The organism is Flavonifractor sp. An92 (genome assembly GCF_002159175.1).
GTDB lineage: Bacteria > Bacillota > Clostridia > Oscillospirales > Oscillospiraceae > Pseudoflavonifractor_A.
The window spans coordinates 13125-30696 of the sequence record NZ_NFGZ01000004.1 but is presented as its reverse complement, the minus strand read 5'-3'; the positions used below and the strand labels follow the sequence as shown (position 1 = coordinate 30696).

The window sequence follows — 17572 nt, the reverse complement described above, 5'->3', positions numbered from 1 at the left end:
TTTTTCGTTAAACTGTACTTGTCGAGAGGCAACAGCACCTTGAAAATTACATGACCGTCCGAATGGGATACCCCCAGCAGGGGAAGCAACGCCATGACCCCGCTTGTTTGAAAGCACAGGAGAGCGTGCCAATGCTGGAATACGCCGCTGAAAAGGCAGGGGCAGGAACGGCATTCGGGGAGAACGGCAAAATGCAGCGATATTTTCAAAGGAAGTGAAAACAGCGAAAAATCCGGCGTTTTCATATTGATAACGCCATCAAAGCGCGATACGCCGGATGGCGAAGCGGGTACGCTGTCCGGCGTACAATTATCCCAACCCGCGAAAATCCACGCGAAACGGTAAAACCGAACTCTGCCACTTATGAATAGGGCTTCGCATACGGCAGAGAAAACAGTTATTCGCATACCATTATCCATTGCCCAGCAATGAACCCAGTACACCAACCAGCGTAACGGCTTCATAGCCGGGCAAACGGAAAAAGGAGGACAAAACCGTGAGAAACAAAGAAATTTACCGAAACGAGATTAAGTCCTATATCATCCGGGCGGGCATGACCATGAGCGAAGCCGTGGAAATTCTGGCTGACGAATACGGTTGGAGCAGCAGCGTTCCCAATCTGTCCGACAAACTGAAGCGCGGCAGCTTGCGCTACGGCGAGGCGGTGGAGCTGGCCGATGTGCTGGGGTACGACATTGTTTGGCAGAAGCGCCGGGAGGTGAGATAAATCGCTGGAACTACTTACGGATACATCCGTGTCAGCAGCAAAGATCAGAAAGAGGACCGCCAGCTTATCGCTTTGCGGGAACTATCCGTCCCGGTGAAAAACATTTATGTGGACAAGCAGTCTGGCAAGGATTTTGACCGCCCGCAGTACAAGAAACTTCTCCGAAAGCTGAAAAAAGACGATCTGCTCTATATCAAGAGCATCGACCGTCTGGGGCGCAACTATGGAGAGATTTTAGCTCAGTGGCGGATTCTGACCAAGGAAAAAGGCATCGACATTGTGGTGCTGGATATGCCTCTGCTGGACACCCGCCGGGGCAAAGACCTAATGGGCACATTCCTCTCTGACATTGTGTTGCAAGTTCTGTCCTTTGTAGCCGAAAATGAGCGTACCAACATCCGACAGCGCCAAGCCGAGGGAATCGCTGCCGCAAAGGCAAAGGGGGTTCGGTTTGGTAGACCGCCCAGACCGCTGCCCGAAAATTTCCATAGCGTTTACCAGCGGTGGAAGGCCGGAAAAATCACAGGCACAGCGGCAGCAAAGGAGTGCAGGATGCCGCTTTCCACATTCCGCTACCGGGCAGAGATTTACGAAAAAGTCAAGTTGTTGTAAGCACCCGATTTTACAGAAAGGTGTACCTTCTTGTAAAATCGGTATTTTTTCAGTCAAATCCATTTTACCACGGATTTATGCGGATTTCCAGCACGGAATTGTGAACGACTTCGTTGCTAAGCGAACGCTTTCAGCCTCCATCCTCCGATGCGGGAAAGTACACCTTTTGGCAAAAGTTTCCCGTGCCTTCTGACTTTTGAAAGGAGGCACGGAGATGGCCGAAAAACAGGTCAAATCCAAACAGCGCGTGGCCGACCACGGCGAGGTGTTCACCGCTGAGCGGGAAGTCAAGGCAATGTGCGATCTGGTTAAGCCGGAGACCGAGCGCATCGACTCCCGTTTTCTGGAGCCAGCCTGCGGCGAGGGGGCGTTTTTGACAGAGATCCTTCGCCGCAAGCTGGCGGTGGTCAAACGGCAGTACGGCAAAAGCCCATTGGACTACGAGAAATACTCCGTCATCGCCATCACCAGCCTGTACGGCGTGGATATTTTGGAGGACAACGCCGAAATCTGCCGCCAGAAACTGTTTGACATCTGGTACGCCGAATATACAGCCAACGCCAAAAGCCAAGCCAACGACCAGTGCCGCGAAACCGTCAAATTCATCCTGCGCAAGAACATTTTGTGCGGCGATGCACTGACTCTGCGGCAGGCGGACGGTAGCCCCATCGTGTTTGCCGAGTGGAGCCTTGTCACCGGCAATTTGGTCAAGCGCCGGGATTACGAGCTGAGCCAGCTGCTGGAAGGTCATGAAGAACAGATGAGCCTGGACATGGTCGGCTGGCAGTATGACGAGGAAGTGCAGGCGTTTATCCCCGCCCCGGTGCGGGAGTATCCGCCCACAGATTACAGGAGGTTGGCCGACTATGAGTAACGATCTGTACACGTCTACTTATAACCCGGATGTTTTGTCCTGCATTGCCAACCTCTCCAACGATGAGGTTTTCACCCCGCCGGAGGTAGCCAACGCCATGCTGGACCTGCTGCCGCAGGAGCTATTCCGCGACCCGAACACAAAATTTCTCGACCCGGCCTGCAAGTCCGGCGTGTTTTTGCGGGAGACTGCCAAGCGGCTGCTGGTGGGGCTGGAGGACCAAATCCCCGATTTGCAGCAGCGGGTGGACCATATCTTTCACAAGCAGCTTTACGGCATTGCCATCACTGAGCTGACCAGTTTGCTGGGGCGGCGGAGCGTGTACTGCTCGAAATACCCCAACAGCAAATACTCGGTTTCCCGCTTTGAAGATGTGCAGGGTAATATCCGATTTAAGAACATACAGCACGTGTGGAAGAACGGCAAATGCGTCTTTTGCGGCGCGTCCGAGCAGGAATACGGCGCTGCCAAACGTGGCGATGGGCTGGAAACCCACGCCTACGAGTTTATCCACACGACCCGGCCGGAGGAAATTTTCAAGATGAAGTTTGATGTGATTATTGGGAACCCACCGTATCAGTTGAGTGATGGTGGGAACAGCGCAAGTGCAACACCAATATATCAGCTTTTTGTTGAGCAAGCAAAGAAACTGAATCCACGTTACCTATCGTTGATTATTCCTGCGCGATGGTTTACCGGTGGTCGTGGGTTGGATACTTTCAGAAACACAATGCTACATGATAACCGGATAAGAGTAATTCACGATTATCCGAATGCATCCGATTGCTTTCCCGGTGTAGAAATAAAAGGCGGTGTGTGTTATTTTTTATGGAATCGCGACAGTCACGGGCTATGCAAAGTTTTTTCACATAATGAAAGTAATATTGAAATATCAGAACGACCGCTTTTAGAAGAGGGTATGGAAACCTTTATTAGAAACGACACTCAAATATCAATACTACACAAAGTGCGCGCACAGAAAGAAAATAGTTTTTCAAAATGGCTTAATGCTGGACGATTTTATGGCTTCCATACAAAAGTTGAATGGGCCAAAAAAGATGGACATGGTCGTATACAGACTGCGGACGGGAAAGATTTTATTCCTATGACGAGTAAGCCAATATACGCTGATGATGTTAAGGTTTATATCCATGGTGGCGAATGTTACGTTGAGAAAAACTCAGTTCCTAAAAATAATAACGCTGTTAATGAATATAAAGTGATTATCCCGCGATCAGGAAATCCTGGTGGTTCTATCGTAGGAAAACCAAAATTGAGCGAACCGAACTCTTGTAGCTCCAATACTTATGTTGTTGTACTTCCTCCCGAAAGTGGCCTAAACGCAGAATCCGCAAGTAATATCATGGATTATATTAAGACAAAGTTTTTTCGCTTCTTAGTTGCTATAAAGACCTCAACGCAAGATATGCCTCCCAAAGCATACGAGTTTGTACCTCTACAAGATTTCTCAAAAAAGTGGACAGATCAAATGCTGTATAAAAAATACGGGCTTGCTCAACAAGAAATTCAAGTAATTGAGAATTCTATACCAGCTATGGAATGAAGGGGGTGATAGTAGATGTTAAAGGCAACATTTTTCCCCCAACGCCCTGCCACCCACCCGATGATCTACGCCTACGAGGACACCAACCCCCAGTACCGCGGTCTGCTGAAAGTTGGCTACACCACCGTGGATGTGGACCGGCGCGTGGCGCAGCAGTACCCCACCAAGCGGCCGGACGGCAGCGTGCCCTACCGCATTGTGCTGCGGGAGAGCGCTATGTACCCGGACGGCAGCTGCTTTAATGACCACGATGTCCACCGCGTGCTAGAACGCAAGGGCGTGCAGCGCGTGGGCGGTGAGTGGTTCCGCTGCACGGTGCAGGACGTACAGGCCGCCATTGTGGCCGTGCGCAACCACACCGACAATGTGGAGAACCGCACGCAAACTTTCTCCATGCGCCCGGAGCAGGAGGAAGCCGTCAACCGCACCATCGCTTACTATCGCTCCGCCTACGAGGAAGGCTCCAACCGCACGCCCAAGTTTTTGTGGAACGCCAAGATGCGGTTTGGCAAAACCTTTGCCTCCTACGAGCTGGCGAAAAAGATGGGCTTCAAGCGAGTTCTGATCCTGACTTTCAAGCCCGCCGTGCAGACCGCCTGGCGCGAGGACCTGATGTCCCATGTGGATTTTGAGGGCTGGCAGTTTATCTCCCGCGATGCAAACAATTTGCAGGACACCATCAACGACCAGTACCAGCGGGCGGACAAAAATCGGCCCATCGTCTGCTTTGGTTCGTTCCAGGATTTTCTCGGCGTCAACAAAGAGACCGGCGGCATCAAGGCCAACAATGAATGGGTACATACCACCAACTGGGACCTGGTCATCTTTGACGAGTACCACTTTGGTGCCTGGAAAGAAAACGCCCGTAAGTTGTTTGAGCAGGACGAGGACAGCTACGACGAGGACCTGAGCAAATACGACCGCGGCAACGCCTACGATGAAACCTGGCTGCCCATCACCACCACCTACTATCTGTATCTGTCCGGCACGCCGTTCCGGGCGCTGAACTCCGGCGAGTTTATCGAGGAACAGATCTATAACTGGACCTACTCGGACGAGCAGCGAGCCAAAGAAAACTGGGTAGGCGAGGATAACCCCTACGCCGCCCTGCCCCGCATGGTCATGCTGACCTACAAAATCCCGGACAGCATCCAGCAGATCGCCAAGCAGGGAGAGTTTGACGAGTTTGACCTGAATGCCTTTTTCTCGGCCGAGGGCAAGGGCAAAGATGCCCATTTTATCTATGAAGATTACGTGCAGAAATGGCTGGACCTGATCCGCGGCTCTTATTTGGAGACCACCGTGGACGAGCTAAAGCTGGGGGCCGAAAAACCGCCCATGCCCTTCTCGGACACGCGCCTGCTGAACGTGCTGAACCATACGCTGTGGTTTTTGCCCAATGTGGCCTCCTGCTATGCAATGGCCAACCTGCTGGAACAGCGCCAAAACGCCTTTTACCACGACTATACGGTCAATGTCTGTGCCGGTACCGAGGCGGGCATCGGCGTCAAAGCCGTGGAGCCGGTGCGGCGGTCTATGGGCAACCCGCTCTCCACCAAAACCATCACCCTCTCCTGTGGCAAGCTGACCACCGGTGTGACCATCAAGCCGTGGACCGGCATTTTTATGCTGCGCAACCTGTCCAGCCCGGAGACCTATTTCCAGGCAGCGTTCCGCGTGCAAAGCCCCTGGGAAATTACAGATGATAGCGGCAAGAAGCAGATCATCAAAAAAGAGTGCTATGTCTTTGACTTTGCCCTGGACCGGGCGCTGAAGCAAATTTCCGATTACAGCTGCCGCCTGAATGTGGGCGAGAGCAACCCGGAAAAGAAAGTCGGCGAATTTATCAACTTCCTGCCGGTGCTAGCCTACGATGGCAGCGCCATGCGGCAGGTCAATGCGGCCGAAATTCTGGACATTGCGATGGCGGGCACCTCCGCCACACTGCTGGCCAAGCGATGGGAATCTGCCTTGCTGGTGAATGTGGACAACGAGACGCTGGCGCGCCTGCTGGCCAACAAAGAGGCGATGGATGCGCTGATGCGGATTGAGGGGTTCCGCAGCTTGAACGACGATATTGAGACGATCATCAACAAGTCGGAAGCCGTCAAGAAGGCGAAAAAAGAGAGCGACAAGCTGACGCCCAAACAAAAGAAAGAGCTTTCGGAGGAAGAAAAAGAGTACAAGTCCAAGCGCAAAATGATCCAGGAGAAGCTGATTAAGTTTGCCACCCGCGTGCCGGTGTTTATGTACCTGACCGACTACCGCGAATACAGCTTGAAGGATGTCATCACCCAGTTGGAGCCGGAGCTGTTCAAAAAGGTGACAGGCCTGAATGTGAAAGACTTTGAACTGCTAGTCTCACTGAATGTGTTCAATGAGGCGTTGATGAATGATGCGGTGTACAAGTTCAAGCGGTACGAGGATGCCAGTCTTTCCTACACCGGCATTGACCGCCATGCGGGCGAGAGCATCGGCCTGTACAGCACCGTGCTGACCCGGCAGGACTACGACATGATGGCCGGGCAGTTGGCCAGCTCAGAGGAAGCGCCCGCCCTTAGCGCAGAGGATGGGCCGGACACACCGTATTTTGGCGCGGACACCACTACGGTGGAAGAAGATGAGGACGAAATACCTGAACCGGAGCCGAAACCCCAGCCAAGCAGGCGTGCAGGACGCAGCCCGGTGGTTACTACGACCATCCGGCGGGATATAGTGCCCCCGGCGCAGCCAACCTACCACCCGGCGTTTGTCCCGCCTGTGCCAGCTGCCCCGGAGCCGCCTAAGGCTGTGCCACAGGTGGATGTCTCCGATATTACGGCAGGTTCCGCTGTGGTACATAAAGCATTTGGCGCAGGTGTTGTGCAGAACATCGACAAAGGCCTGATCACGGTTTCGTTCGGAGGCTTGGAGAAAAAGTTCCAGTTTCCCGGTGCGTTCCAGCAGGGGTTCCTGCGGAAAGCGTGAGGAACCGCCCGATCATCCCTTGGCAACAAGGGCGCACTTCTATACAGGGGCAAGCCCTGTATCGTGCGCTCTGCGAGGCAGACTGCCCGGACAGCAAATGTCCGGGCTGTTTTGCGTCACTGCGTTCCGAACAAGGGGCTGCACCCCTTGCGCCGCTATGCGACTATCCCTGCGCACTACCTGTCAACGGACAGTTCTGCAAAGACAGGTGTTATTTATGGACAAGCACCGGGAAAGCCCGTAGAATCAAGGAATTTACGGTTTGAGCTCTTGCACTTACCCTTGCCTGATGTTATGCTAGAGGCATTAAAACGCTTGAAATCAGTCTGCCCAATATTGCTACACAATATAGAATTGAAGAAGTTCTTGAGGTGTTATTATGATTTTTGAAAGCTTTCCGTGGAAACAAGATTTACGCAGACGTAAAAACCTGATTATCAAATACAATAAGGCAGAGCACTTCAAGAAGAATGATGACGCCACATATACAGTTATCGAAAAGGCAATTTTCTATTCCGCGTTCATCATTCGAAAACTGATTGATTGCGGTGGAAAACTCAGCGACGAAGCTGAAAACTATTCGCTGAAAGTCTTTTCGGTTCAGCCGCTTAAGCCTGTCGATCAGCTCCATCGATGGCCGGAAGAAGATAGTCATGACTGGGAAAACGAGAAAGAAGTTATTGTTGCAGGAAAGAATGTATGCAATTGGCTAATACATTCTTACATGTTTTTCGTTGTATTTAATGAAGACGGAATAATCGATAGCTTCAGCGTAACATCTGATTTTGATCGCAATAAAGTCCTTTATCGTATTCCATTAGATGCTTGGATAGCATATATGGACTATATAGCGTCAGACGATATCGTAGGAATGTCATCTCATTATGATCCAAAAGCTAACGACTATGTTTTCAGCCGCAAAGAACGAGGAAAACGATAGGTTACAAATTATGCACATTAGTTTTCAGGAGAGAAAATGGTTGTATTAAACTTTTACGGCAAAATTGAACCAATTTGTATATCTGAAAAACTTGGATTGTACATAGCCAATCTGCCAAGCGAAGAACACAATGAATGGAGAGGCGCTCTGGCCAATGAGCTCAAACTGGCAGTGAAAGCAGACAAAATCTATCAAGAAAAGATAGGGACGAACTATCCTTGCGGGATAATCAATTTGTATCAAACATTGTTTTCAGATAGGGTCCTTCCAGAAAAGTTTGAACAAGAACACTATATAAAAATTGCAGACCTAATGATCTGCATTTATCAAAATTATGATTACACGGACATGCCCCTTGGTGGGTGGGATACCAATTGCTTTGATGGGCGGTTATGTGAAGAAGACTATTCCGAGAAAATCATAGACTTTATTAACTTCATGGCCTATTCAGACCAAACAGACTATGCAATCCCAAACCCTGTGCCGCAATGGATTTTCTCATCCAACCACGACGAAATTGACCATTGTCGCATTTTCTGGGGTGGTGAGGAAGCTGCTGCGTACATTTTGGCATTGCAGGAGTGGGGAAAACTCTTTGACAGCTTCTTGTGCTCAAGGAATGACTATTTGCTTTTCGATTACTTGGTCAATACCATCCACAAGGATAATGAGTACAATGCGAATCATTTGGTGAAAGCCTTTTCGTTATGCCAGCTTTTTCTCGAAAATCGCAAAGAAAGTGAACTCGACACTAAATTGCCGCAGTTTTTTGAGCCGCTTGATCCAGAAAGCGATACAAAGCGACAGGCTGAACTTTTTAGAAAAATGAGAAACAAAATTGCGCACGGCGATTTCTTAGCCTTTGAGACAGTAGTCGAAACATATGCTTCCGAGTTCATGGATGGGCGGTTCGCTTTTGACTATTCTGAGTACAGTCGTAAAAACTGGGCTGTGCAGCATGTTTGCTGTGAACTGGACAACGTTATTCGAAAATTGCTGGGTATGCTTTTGTTCAACAGAAGGGAATTGGAGAAAATCAAAAAATCCATCTAAAATATCGAGGTGTTCTAGAACCTAACGAAACATTTATAATATTCAATACAAACTACCCGTTGACAGTAAGTTTGTGAAAACCATCCTGAAGGTTAGCTGTATAATAAGATGAATTAAAAAGCTAAACAACAGTACAGTTTAGAAATAGACCGTTTACCGATCTCCGGTAGGCGGTCTTTTTGTTTTTTACCAATTTTTAAGGAGGCCATGTACCATGCCCAAACAGAAAACCATCCCGGAGTTGGAAGCCGAAATCGCCGCCAAGGAGCGCCAGCTTGCCCAGCTTCAACACAAACAACAGCAGCTGGAAAACCGCCGCAGCTACTACGAGAAAGGCGACCGCCGCAAACGAGCTCATCGCCTCATCACCCGCGGCGCGGCCATCGAAAGCGTGGAGCCGCTGGCAAAGGTTTTGACCGAAACCGAGTTCTACGCCTTTGCGGAAAAAGCACTTACTTTGCCGGAAGTCAAGAGTTTGCTCATGTCCGCCGTCAACGCCCACAACGCCACCGAGCAGAAAGGAAAGGGATAATATATCGCACTGTTCCATTTTCATGTAACGCAGATCAAACGAAGCGCCGGGCAGTCAGTTGTGGCATCTGCCGCCTATCGTTCCGGCGAAAAGCTGCACAGTGAGTATTACGGAGAGGACAGCGACTACACCCGGAAAGGCGGTGTCCTCTGTTCTGAAATCCTGCTGCCGCCCCATGCCCCGCCGGAATATGCAGATCGAGAGACCCTCTGGAACGCCGTAGAGAAGGCCGAGCGCGGGAAGAAAGCCCAGCTTGCATACAGTTTTGACATTGCCTTGCAGAACGAGTTTTCCATACAGGAAAACATCGCCCTTGCAAGGCAGTTTTTGTTGGAGCAGTTTGTGAGCCGTGGCATGGTGGTGGATTTCGCCGCACACCAGCCAGACAGAGATGACGGCGGCATCCAGAACCCGCACTTCCATGTGCTGTGCCCCATCCGGCCCATCTTGCCGGACGGCCGGTGGGGCAGCAAGCAGCGCCGGGAATATGTGCTGGACGAACACGGCGAGCGCATCCGGGATGGAGCCGGAAACTATGTATTCAGCGCAGTCCCCACCACTGATTGGGGCAGCCCGGAAACGCTGGAACATTGGCGGAGGGCGTGGGCGGAACTGTGCAATGCCAAATTCACGGAGAAAGGCATGGATTGCCGTATCGACCACCGCAGCTATGAGCGACAGGGTGTGGAGCAGTTACCCACCGTCCACGAAGGCCCCACCGTCAAGGCGATGGAGCAAAAGGGTATCCGTACCGACAAAGGCGACCTCAACCGCTGGATTAGGAAAACTAACGCCATGCTGCGGGAGGCAAAGCAAAAAATCGCATCCCTGCTCGGCTGGCTGAAAGAGGTCAAAGCCGAGCTTTCCGCGCCCCAACCGCCTACGCTGGTAGAACTACTGTCCGCTTACTATGACGACCGTAACAGGGGCGCATACAGCGGCAAGGCCAAAATCGGAAACTTGAAAAAGTTTTCGGAAACCGTCAGTTATTTGGAATCCAAGCAGCTCCGCACCACCGAGGATTTGGACGCGCTGCTGAACTCTATGCAGGAACAGATTGACACGCTGAAAGAATCTGCATCCGGGAAACAGGCCCGCATCAAGGAACTGGACGAGCTGCTCCGCATGGCGGACTACTACCAGCAAGGCAAACCCGTTGCCGACAAGCTGAAAACCATCCGCTTTGAGAAATCTCGTCAGAAATACAAGGCAGAGCATGAGAACGTGCTGTGGACATTTTACATGGCTGAGCGCAAGCTGAAAGATCAGTGGGTAGACGGGAAAATCTCCGTCCATGCGTGGCGCAGAGAGAAAGCCAAGCTGGAAACGGAATATCAGATGTTGCAGCAGAAGATCAAGCCCCTGCACACCGATACAAAAAAACTCTGGGCTATCCATTACAGCATCTATCAGGTGCAGCATGAGCAGGAGCGCCAAAACGCCGTTACACGGCAGAAAAAGCAGAAAATCGAACACTAAACCTTACACATTTTCAGGAGGCACTTATGGACAGCAAATTGAAAATCCCACCCGAAATCATAGACGGTCAGGACACGCCGGAAGAATACCATTTTTCCAATCCCGGCCCCACCGACCCGCCGAAGCGCAATTTCTGGATCGGAGAGGACGGACACATCCATGTGAAAAATCTCTCCGCGTTTTGGTTGCCGGAATTCACCTTGCAGAAGGAGATCGGCGGCACCGTTTACACCGTCACTGGCAGCTATGACGGCACGGAGCCACTGAATCGGAAGATGGAGCGCATCATGGCCGAAAAATTCACAGAAAAGATGGAGGACACGGAATGACAAACACCCGGAATCTTGGTACAATAGAAGTAGCCAATCCTGTATTGGCAGTTGCCCCATTGAAGGAGGACGCAGAAATGCAGCGGGCAACTGATAAAATCACGGCTCTCTATTGCCGCCTCTCCCAAGAGGACGCAAACGAGGGCGAGAGTAACTCCATCCAGAACCAAAAGGCCATCCTGCTCCAATATGCAAAGGAGCATCGCTTCCCCAACCCGACTTTCTTTGTGGACGATGGATACAGCGGCACCAACTACGACCGCCCCGGCTTTCAGGCCATGCTGGCCGAAATCGAGGCAGGAAAAGTGGCCGTCTGTTGCACCAAGGACCTATCCAGACTGGGTAGAAATTCATCGCTGACCGGGCTGTATATCAACTTCACGTTTCCAAAGTACGGCGTGCGCTATATCGCCATCAACGATCACTTCGACACCATCGACCCCAACAGCACCGACAACGATGTGGCAGGTATAAAGAACTGGTTCAACGAGTTTTTTGCAAAAGATACCAGCCGCAAAATCCGGGCGGTGCAGAAAGCAAAAGGTGAGCGCGGCGTACCACTGACCACCAATGTCCCGTTTGGGTATCTCAAAGACCCGAATGACAAGACCAGATGGATTGTGGACGAAGCAGCGGCGCAGGTGGTCAAACACATTTTTCGGCTTTGCATGGAAGGCCGCGGGCCGATGCAGATTGCCAAAGTCTTGCAGGAGGAAAAGGTGCTCAACCCCACCGCATATAAACGCAGGGCAGGCATCAAGACCCCCAGCCCGGAGACCGCTGACCCGTATCACTGGAACACCAACACCATTGTTCACATTTTAGAGCGCCGGGAATATACCGGCTGTACGGTCAATTTCAAGACCTACACCAACTCTATCTGGGACAAGAAGCAGCGGGACACGCCTCTGGAAAAGCAGGCGGTTTTCTATGGCACTCACCCGGTAATCATCGAACAGGAAGTCTTTGACAAGGTTCAGGAAATCCGCCAGCAACGCCACCGCAGGACGAAAACCGGCAAGAGCAGTCTGTTTTCTGGCATGGTCTACTGTGCCGACTGTGGGGCGAAAATGAGGTACTGCACCACCAACTACTTTGAGAAGCGGCAGGATCACTTTGTCTGCGCCAACTACCGCAGCAACACCGGAAGCTGCTCAGCCCACTATATCCGGGCGGTTGTTCTGGAAGATTTGGTCTGGATGCACATGAAAGCGGTTATCTCCTATGTAACCCGGCACGAAAGCTACTTCCGGGCCGTGATGGAGCATAAGCTCCGGCTGTCCAGCGAGGAAGCCATCCGGGCAAACAAGAAGCGGCTTGCACAGGCCGATAAACGCCTGACCGAACTTGACCGGCTGTTCATCCGCATTTATGAGGACAACGTGGCCGGGAAGCTCTCAGACGAGCGGTTTGCTATGATGAGCCAGTCTTACGAGGACGAACAGATGCAGCTCAAAGCAGAAATCCAGACCTTGCAGCAGGACATTGAAGTACAGGAACGACAGATTGAAAACTTGGAGCAGTTCATCCAGCGGGTACACAAGTACGAGGATTTGCAGGAACTGACCCCTTACGCTCTGCGGGAGCTTGTGAAGGCGATCTATATTGGAGCGCCGGACAAGAGCAGCGGCAAACGGCGGCAGAACATCCGTATCTCCTACGACCTTGTGGGATTTATTCCCGTGGACGAGCTGATGAAACAGGAAACGGCATGACCGAAGCCATGCCGTTCCTGCGAACACTTATTACTTTCTTATGGCCCCCGGACATCTGGCCGGGGGCGTATTGTTTTAATCCTTGTGGTCCTCCGCGATCTCGCCGCTCTGGAAGGCCCAGAGCAGGGTCATCAGGTCGTCGATCTGCTCCCGCAGACGGCGGCCCACGTCGGTGCCCGCGATCTTCATGCGGGACTCCAGGCGCTCGAACACCACCGAGGTGGAGGCGATATCCTGATTCTCCCGGATGGCGTTGGCCCGGCCCGCGAAGGGCTCGTGGGACACCAGGCGGAAGCAGGTGGAGTTGTAAATGAGGGTGTATCCGGCGATGCCGGTGGTCTTTTGGTAGGCCTTGCAGAAGCCGCCGTCGATGACCAGCAGCTTGCCGCCGCCCTTCATGGGGCTCTCGCCCTTCTTGGATTTCACGGGGATGTGGCCGTTGATGATGTGGCAGTGGGGGCCCTCCAGGCCGAACTCCTTCAAAATCTTGTCACAGATCTGGGGGTCGTTGTAGAGCTTATAGTAGGCGTTCTTGGGCTCCACCCAGATGGACTCGTCGGCGATGAAACGCCGCTCGAAGGTGGTCATCTGGTCGCGGCCGAAAATGGGGCTGTTGCGCCCGGCCCACAGGAACCAGAGGAAGTCCATGCCGAACTGCCGCTCGGGAGAGCCCAGCTTGTTGTAATAGGCCCGGCGGGCGGTGAGGTCGGCGTAGTCCAAAAAGGCCTTGCCGTAGAGGTCGTTGCAGCCGATGGAGAAGTGCATGAAGTCTCCGTCCTCGGTCATGGGGATGCAGCCGTGGAAGAGAAGGTTGCCGTTAAAGACCTTGTAGAGGCTGCCCTTGGAGTAGAGGAAACGGATGTGGCGCTGGAGCTTCTCACTGTGGCGGAAGGAGCGGGTCAGCTGGTCGATGAGGGTGTTCTCCTCCTCGGTGAGGGCGTAGGGGTCGTTCCGGTCCACGGTGGGGAAGTCGGTGTCCAGCATGGGGTAGGTGACGCCCTTGATGGTGATGCACTGGTTCTCGTAGTCCACCTTGTCCAGCAGCAGCCGGTCGTCCATGCCGAAGCAGGGGTTGCGCAGGATCTTCTGGCCCTCCAGCTTGAAGAGGATCATGGTGATGGCCTTGTGCATCCGGGCGGCTAGGAGCTTGTCCTTCTCGGTGTAGTGCTCGGCGTCCTCGTTGGTGAGCTTGACGGCGAACTGGTCCACGTTGCAGTCCTTGTAGACCTCGTTGGCGAACACCGACAAAGGCCGCAGGGAGATGCCGTAGCCGGTCTCGATGACCTCCAGGTTGTTGTAGCGCAGGGAATTGGCCAACACGGTGGCCACCAGGGTCCGGGAGCCGGAGGCCGCGCCCATCCAGAGGATGTCGTGGTTGCCCCACTGGATGTCCACGCTGTGGTAGTCCATCAGGGAGTCCAGGATGATGTCGGCGCCGGGGCCGCGGTCGAAGATGTCGCCCACCAGGTGCATGTGGTCCACCGCCAGGCGCTTGATGAGCTCGCAGAGCTCAATGAGGAAGTTGGAGGCCCGGTCGATGTCGATGATGGTGGAGATGATGTTTTCATAGTAATCCCGCTTGTCGGTGTCCTCGTAGTGGGTGTGGATCATTTCGTCGATGATGTAGGCGTACTCCTTGGGCATGGCCTTACGGACCTTGGAGCGGGTATATTTGGAGCTGACCTCCCGGCACATCTCGATGAGGCGGTGGAAGGTGATGCGGTACCACTCCCGCATGTCCGGCGTCTCCCGCTCGATCTCCTCCAGCTTCTCCCGGGGGTAGTAGATGAGGGTGGCCAGCTGGTCCAGGTCGGCCTTGGACACGGTGGTGGCAAAGAGCAGGTCCAGCTTCTCCCGCACCACGCCGGAGGCCGAGTTGAGGATGTGAAGGAAGGCCTCATACTCGCCGTGGACGTCGGAGATGAAGTGTTCGGTGCCCTTGGGCAGGTTCAAAATAGCCTGGAGGTTGATGATCTCACTGCTGGCGGCCTGAACATTGGGGTACTGGCGGGCCAGCATCTTGAGGTAGTGCAGATCCTGATCGCTGTATGTTTTACTCGGCTTCATGCAGGAGCCCCCTTCTCTGAACTTGGATGAAACCATTATCCCACGTTCCCGAAAGACTTGCAAGGGGGGTGTTCTTGATAAGTTTTTCACAAAATCCGACGCACAACCGGCCCGCCCCGGGCCGGAGCATCCACCCGTCTCCAAATGGCCCGAAGGCAAAAAAAGACCCGAAATCGCAAGATTTCAGGTCTTTTTTGGTGGAGATAAGCGGGATCGAACCGCTGACCTCTTGAATGCCATTCAAGCGCTCTCCCAGCTGAGCTATACCCCCATATTGCGCGGCTCATCTGCCGCAGAACGGAGTTTATTATACCATCGTCCTCCCAGCTTGTCAACGGTCTTCTCGCAATTTTCTCAAAAATTTTTTAACTCAGGAAATTCCGCGCCACATACCCCTCATAGAGCCGGTCCAAAAAGTCCGGCGTCAGATAGGTGCAGATCTTCTCATAGGTGAAGGCGTTCTGGATGGGCCGGTCGGGCCGCTGGTACTCCACCCAGGCCATGGCACACCAGGTCACCCCCCGCAGGCAGGTCATGGCCAGATAAGCGCTCAGCCGCTCGGCCAGACCGCCCCGGTCGCCGGGGTCCCCCGCCGCTTCCAGATAGCGCCGGGTGAAGTCCTTCATCTCCTCCGGCGTCAGGATGCAGTCGGTTTTCCAGAAGGTGGTGGTGGGGGCCAGGAAGTGCCCCAGATCCTGGGCCGGATCGGCCAGGAGAGGCTTCTCCCAGTCCACCAAATAGTTGGGTTTGCCCGGGCCGTTGATGAGGAAGTTGCCCGAGTTGAGCTCGGTGTTCACCACGGTCCGGGGCGCGTCCGGGAAGTGGTCCCCTGCTCCCAGAGGCTCCAGAGCGCGGAATAACGCGCCGATGTACTTCTCCACCGCCTGGTCCCGCTGCTCGTCGGCAAAATACACCGCCGCCATAGCCCGGCACTCCTCCAGCATGGCCGCCAGGGGCCGCTCCGGGGCGAGGAGGGGGCAGTCCTCCCCCACCGGCAGGGCGTGGGTGTCGGCCAAAATCTCCGCCGCCAGAGGTAAATCGGTACGGTAGTCCAGCGCCCGACCGGGCAGGTACTCCATCACCAGCACGCCCCAGGGCAGGACGCTCCGGCTCCCGTCCACATACACCGCCCGGGGGGTGCGCCCGGTGGGCTCCAGCAGCCGCAGGGCCCGGTATTCATAGCCGATCTGGTCCGCCAGGTGCATCTGGCTGCCGGTGTTCACCCGGAGCACATAGTTTTTTCCCGTTGTCGGGTGAGAGAAGCGGAAGTTGACGTTGTACTCTCCCTGGCCCAGAGGGGACAGCGTCACCGCCGTTTTTGGGGGAAAGCCCAGCGCCGCCCTCACCTCGGGGCGGGCCAGATAGCGCTCCAGCTCGGTCCGGTTCATGGATACCACCTGCTTCGTCGTTTTCTCCAGTGTACCAGACTAGCGGCCCCGGGGCAAGGGCCTAGTGGTGGCCCCCGCCGTAGCCCTGGCCGTGCTCCGCGCCGTGGTGGCCGGAGCCGTATCCGTTGCCAGAGCCGGTCCCGTACCCATTCCCACCGGTACTGGTGTCCGAAGAGGTACCCCCCTCCGTCTGCCCGGCGGCGCTCTGGGCATCAGCCAGACGCTGGCGCAGCTCACTCATGGTCATGCCCTGCACGTCCTCCGCCGTCACCGACGGGTCCAGGGCCTGAAGCTCCACAAAGAGGCGGTATTTCCCCAGGGACAGGCCCGCCGCCTGGGCCTGGGCCGCCTCCTCGCTGCTGCCGGAGGCGCAGTGGACGTTCCCATAGTGGGCGGCGCAGGCGCTGACCCGCTCCAGCAGCTCCGCGCTCTGGTCCGGGTCGTCCCCCGTCACCGTGAGGAGCACCGGCTCCTCCTCCGTCCCCAGCGCCCCGGCAGACAGCAGCAGCTCCACCGCCCGGGCGCAGTCCAGATGGGTCAGTCCCTCGGTCAGGGCTTCCTCCGCGCCGTCGTAGGTGGACACGCCCACCACCCGGTCGAAGCGGTTCACCGACAGCGACAGGGCCGAGCCGCCCTCCACACTCACCGCCGCGGTGGGGGTGATGTAGACCAGGTAGCCGCCCGCCCCCAGCAGCACCAGCAGGAAGCAGGCCAGCGCCGCGGCCATCCGCCGCACCCGCGCCCGCCGGGCCCGGGGGGAGGTCCGGGCGGTCACCGCCGCCAGGGTGCGCTCCTTCAGCGTCCAGTCGGCCTTCACCTGGTCAAAGGCTCCCCAGATCGGTTCCTCATGCATCTTCCCCACCTCCCAGCGCCTGGCGCAGCTGCCCCTTGGCCCGCGTCAGCAGCGTATAGACCGTGTTGACCTTCTTGCCTAAAATCCGGCTGATCTCCGGGGCGGTGTACCCCTCATAGTAGCTCAGGTACACCACCTCCCGGTACTTCACCGGCAGGGCCAGCACCGCCTCCAGCACGTCGTTGTGCTCCGGGGCGGGGAGGGCCGCCTGCACGGCCTCCTCCAGCGGCACGGTGCGCCGCCGCAGCAGGCTGCGCAGCAGGTCCCGGCAGGCGTTGAGGGTCACCCGGATGAACCAGGCCCGCTCGTGCTCCGGGCTCTCAAAGCGGACCGAGCTCAGGGCGTATTTCAAAAACACCGTCTGAAAGATGTCCTCCGTGTCCGCTTCGTTCTTCAAATGGAGCAGGCACAGACGCCGCACCGTGTCGGCCTGCCGCTCCATCGCGCCCCGGAGCTCCTCTTCGCTGCGCAT

15 protein-coding genes and 1 tRNA gene are annotated in these 17572 nt (G+C 54.7%); 11 read left to right on the top strand and 5 right to left on the bottom strand.

Annotation, left to right across the window (positions count from 1 at the left end; all coding sequences use genetic code 11):
• Nucleotides 1–553: 553 nt before the first annotated feature.
• The 11 genes from B5G43_RS04330 to B5G43_RS04280 all read left to right on the top strand — a co-directional run bounded on the left by B5G43_RS04330 (nt 554) and on the right by B5G43_RS04280 (nt 12792).
• Nucleotides 554–727 (top strand): phosphoribosylglycinamide formyltransferase, encoded by a 174-nt coding sequence (locus B5G43_RS04330; protein WP_087259389.1) that lies wholly within the window; start codon nt 554–556, stop codon nt 725–727.
• On the top strand, nt 728–1339 hold the full coding sequence (locus B5G43_RS04325) for a recombinase family protein (RefSeq protein ID WP_087259249.1): 612 nt from the start codon (nt 728–730) through the stop codon (nt 1337–1339). It begins immediately after the preceding gene.
• Nucleotides 1340–1553: 214 nt separating this feature from the next.
• Nucleotides 1554–2213: a DNA methyltransferase gene (locus B5G43_RS04320; protein WP_087259248.1), complete on the top strand. Its 660-nt coding sequence runs from the start codon at nt 1554–1556 to the stop codon at nt 2211–2213.
• Nucleotides 2206–3777, top strand: coding sequence for an Eco57I restriction-modification methylase domain-containing protein (locus B5G43_RS04315; RefSeq protein WP_087259247.1), 1572 nt, complete (start codon nt 2206–2208; stop codon nt 3775–3777). The genes B5G43_RS04320 and B5G43_RS04315 overlap by 8 nt, the downstream gene beginning before the upstream one ends.
• A 60-nt stretch (nt 3778–3837) precedes the next feature.
• Nucleotides 3838–6744, top strand: a complete 2907-nt coding sequence (locus B5G43_RS04310; protein ID WP_242960452.1) for a GIY-YIG nuclease family protein — start codon at nt 3838–3840, stop codon at nt 6742–6744.
• Between the two features lie 379 nt (nt 6745–7123).
• On the top strand, nt 7124–7684 hold the full coding sequence (locus B5G43_RS04305) for a hypothetical protein (protein WP_087259245.1): 561 nt from the start codon (nt 7124–7126) through the stop codon (nt 7682–7684).
• 36 nt (nt 7685–7720) lie between these two features.
• Nucleotides 7721–8737, top strand: coding sequence for a hypothetical protein (locus tag B5G43_RS04300; RefSeq protein WP_087259244.1), 1017 nt, complete (start codon nt 7721–7723; stop codon nt 8735–8737).
• A 214-nt stretch (nt 8738–8951) separates the two neighbouring features.
• Nucleotides 8952–9269, top strand: a complete 318-nt coding sequence (locus B5G43_RS04295) for a DUF3847 domain-containing protein (RefSeq protein ID WP_087259243.1) — start codon at nt 8952–8954, stop codon at nt 9267–9269.
• Between the two features lie 3 nt (nt 9270–9272).
• Nucleotides 9273–10748 carry a MobQ family relaxase gene (mobQ, locus tag B5G43_RS04290; protein ID WP_087259242.1) on the top strand — a complete coding sequence of 492 codons (1476 nt, stop codon included), beginning with the start codon at nt 9273–9275 and terminating at the stop codon, nt 10746–10748.
• A gap of 26 nt (nt 10749–10774) precedes the next feature.
• Complete coding sequence (locus B5G43_RS04285; RefSeq protein WP_087259241.1) at nt 10775–11077, top strand: hypothetical protein; 303 nt, start codon at nt 10775–10777, stop codon at nt 11075–11077.
• On the top strand, nt 11074–12792 hold the full coding sequence (locus tag B5G43_RS04280) for a recombinase family protein (protein ID WP_206405002.1): 1719 nt from the start codon (nt 11074–11076) through the stop codon (nt 12790–12792). The genes B5G43_RS04285 and B5G43_RS04280 overlap by 4 nt, the downstream gene beginning before the upstream one ends.
• A gap of 75 nt (nt 12793–12867) precedes the next feature.
• On the opposite strand, the gene B5G43_RS04275 is transcribed toward B5G43_RS04280, so the two are convergent.
• From B5G43_RS04275 to B5G43_RS04255, 5 genes are all read right to left on the bottom strand, one after another.
• Entirely contained in the window at nt 12868–14859 is a 1992-nt protein-coding gene (locus B5G43_RS04275) for a fructose-1,6-bisphosphatase (RefSeq protein ID WP_087259239.1), read from the bottom strand.
• 195 nt (nt 14860–15054) lie between these two features.
• Nucleotides 15055–15130: transfer RNA gene (locus B5G43_RS04270), tRNA-Ala, on the bottom strand.
• 94 nt (nt 15131–15224) lie between these two features.
• On the bottom strand, nt 15225–16247 hold the full coding sequence (locus tag B5G43_RS04265) for a phosphotransferase (protein WP_087259238.1): 1023 nt from the start codon (nt 16245–16247) through the stop codon (nt 15225–15227).
• A 61-nt stretch (nt 16248–16308) separates the two neighbouring features.
• The gene (locus B5G43_RS04260; protein ID WP_087259237.1) at nt 16309–17100 is read right to left on the bottom strand and encodes a hypothetical protein; all 792 of its coding nucleotides are present in this window, start codon (nt 17098–17100) and stop codon (nt 16309–16311) included.
• Entirely contained in the window at nt 17093–17572 is a 480-nt protein-coding gene (locus tag B5G43_RS04255; RefSeq protein WP_087259236.1) for an RNA polymerase sigma factor, read from the bottom strand. Before B5G43_RS04255 ends, B5G43_RS04260 begins: the two co-directional genes overlap by 8 nt.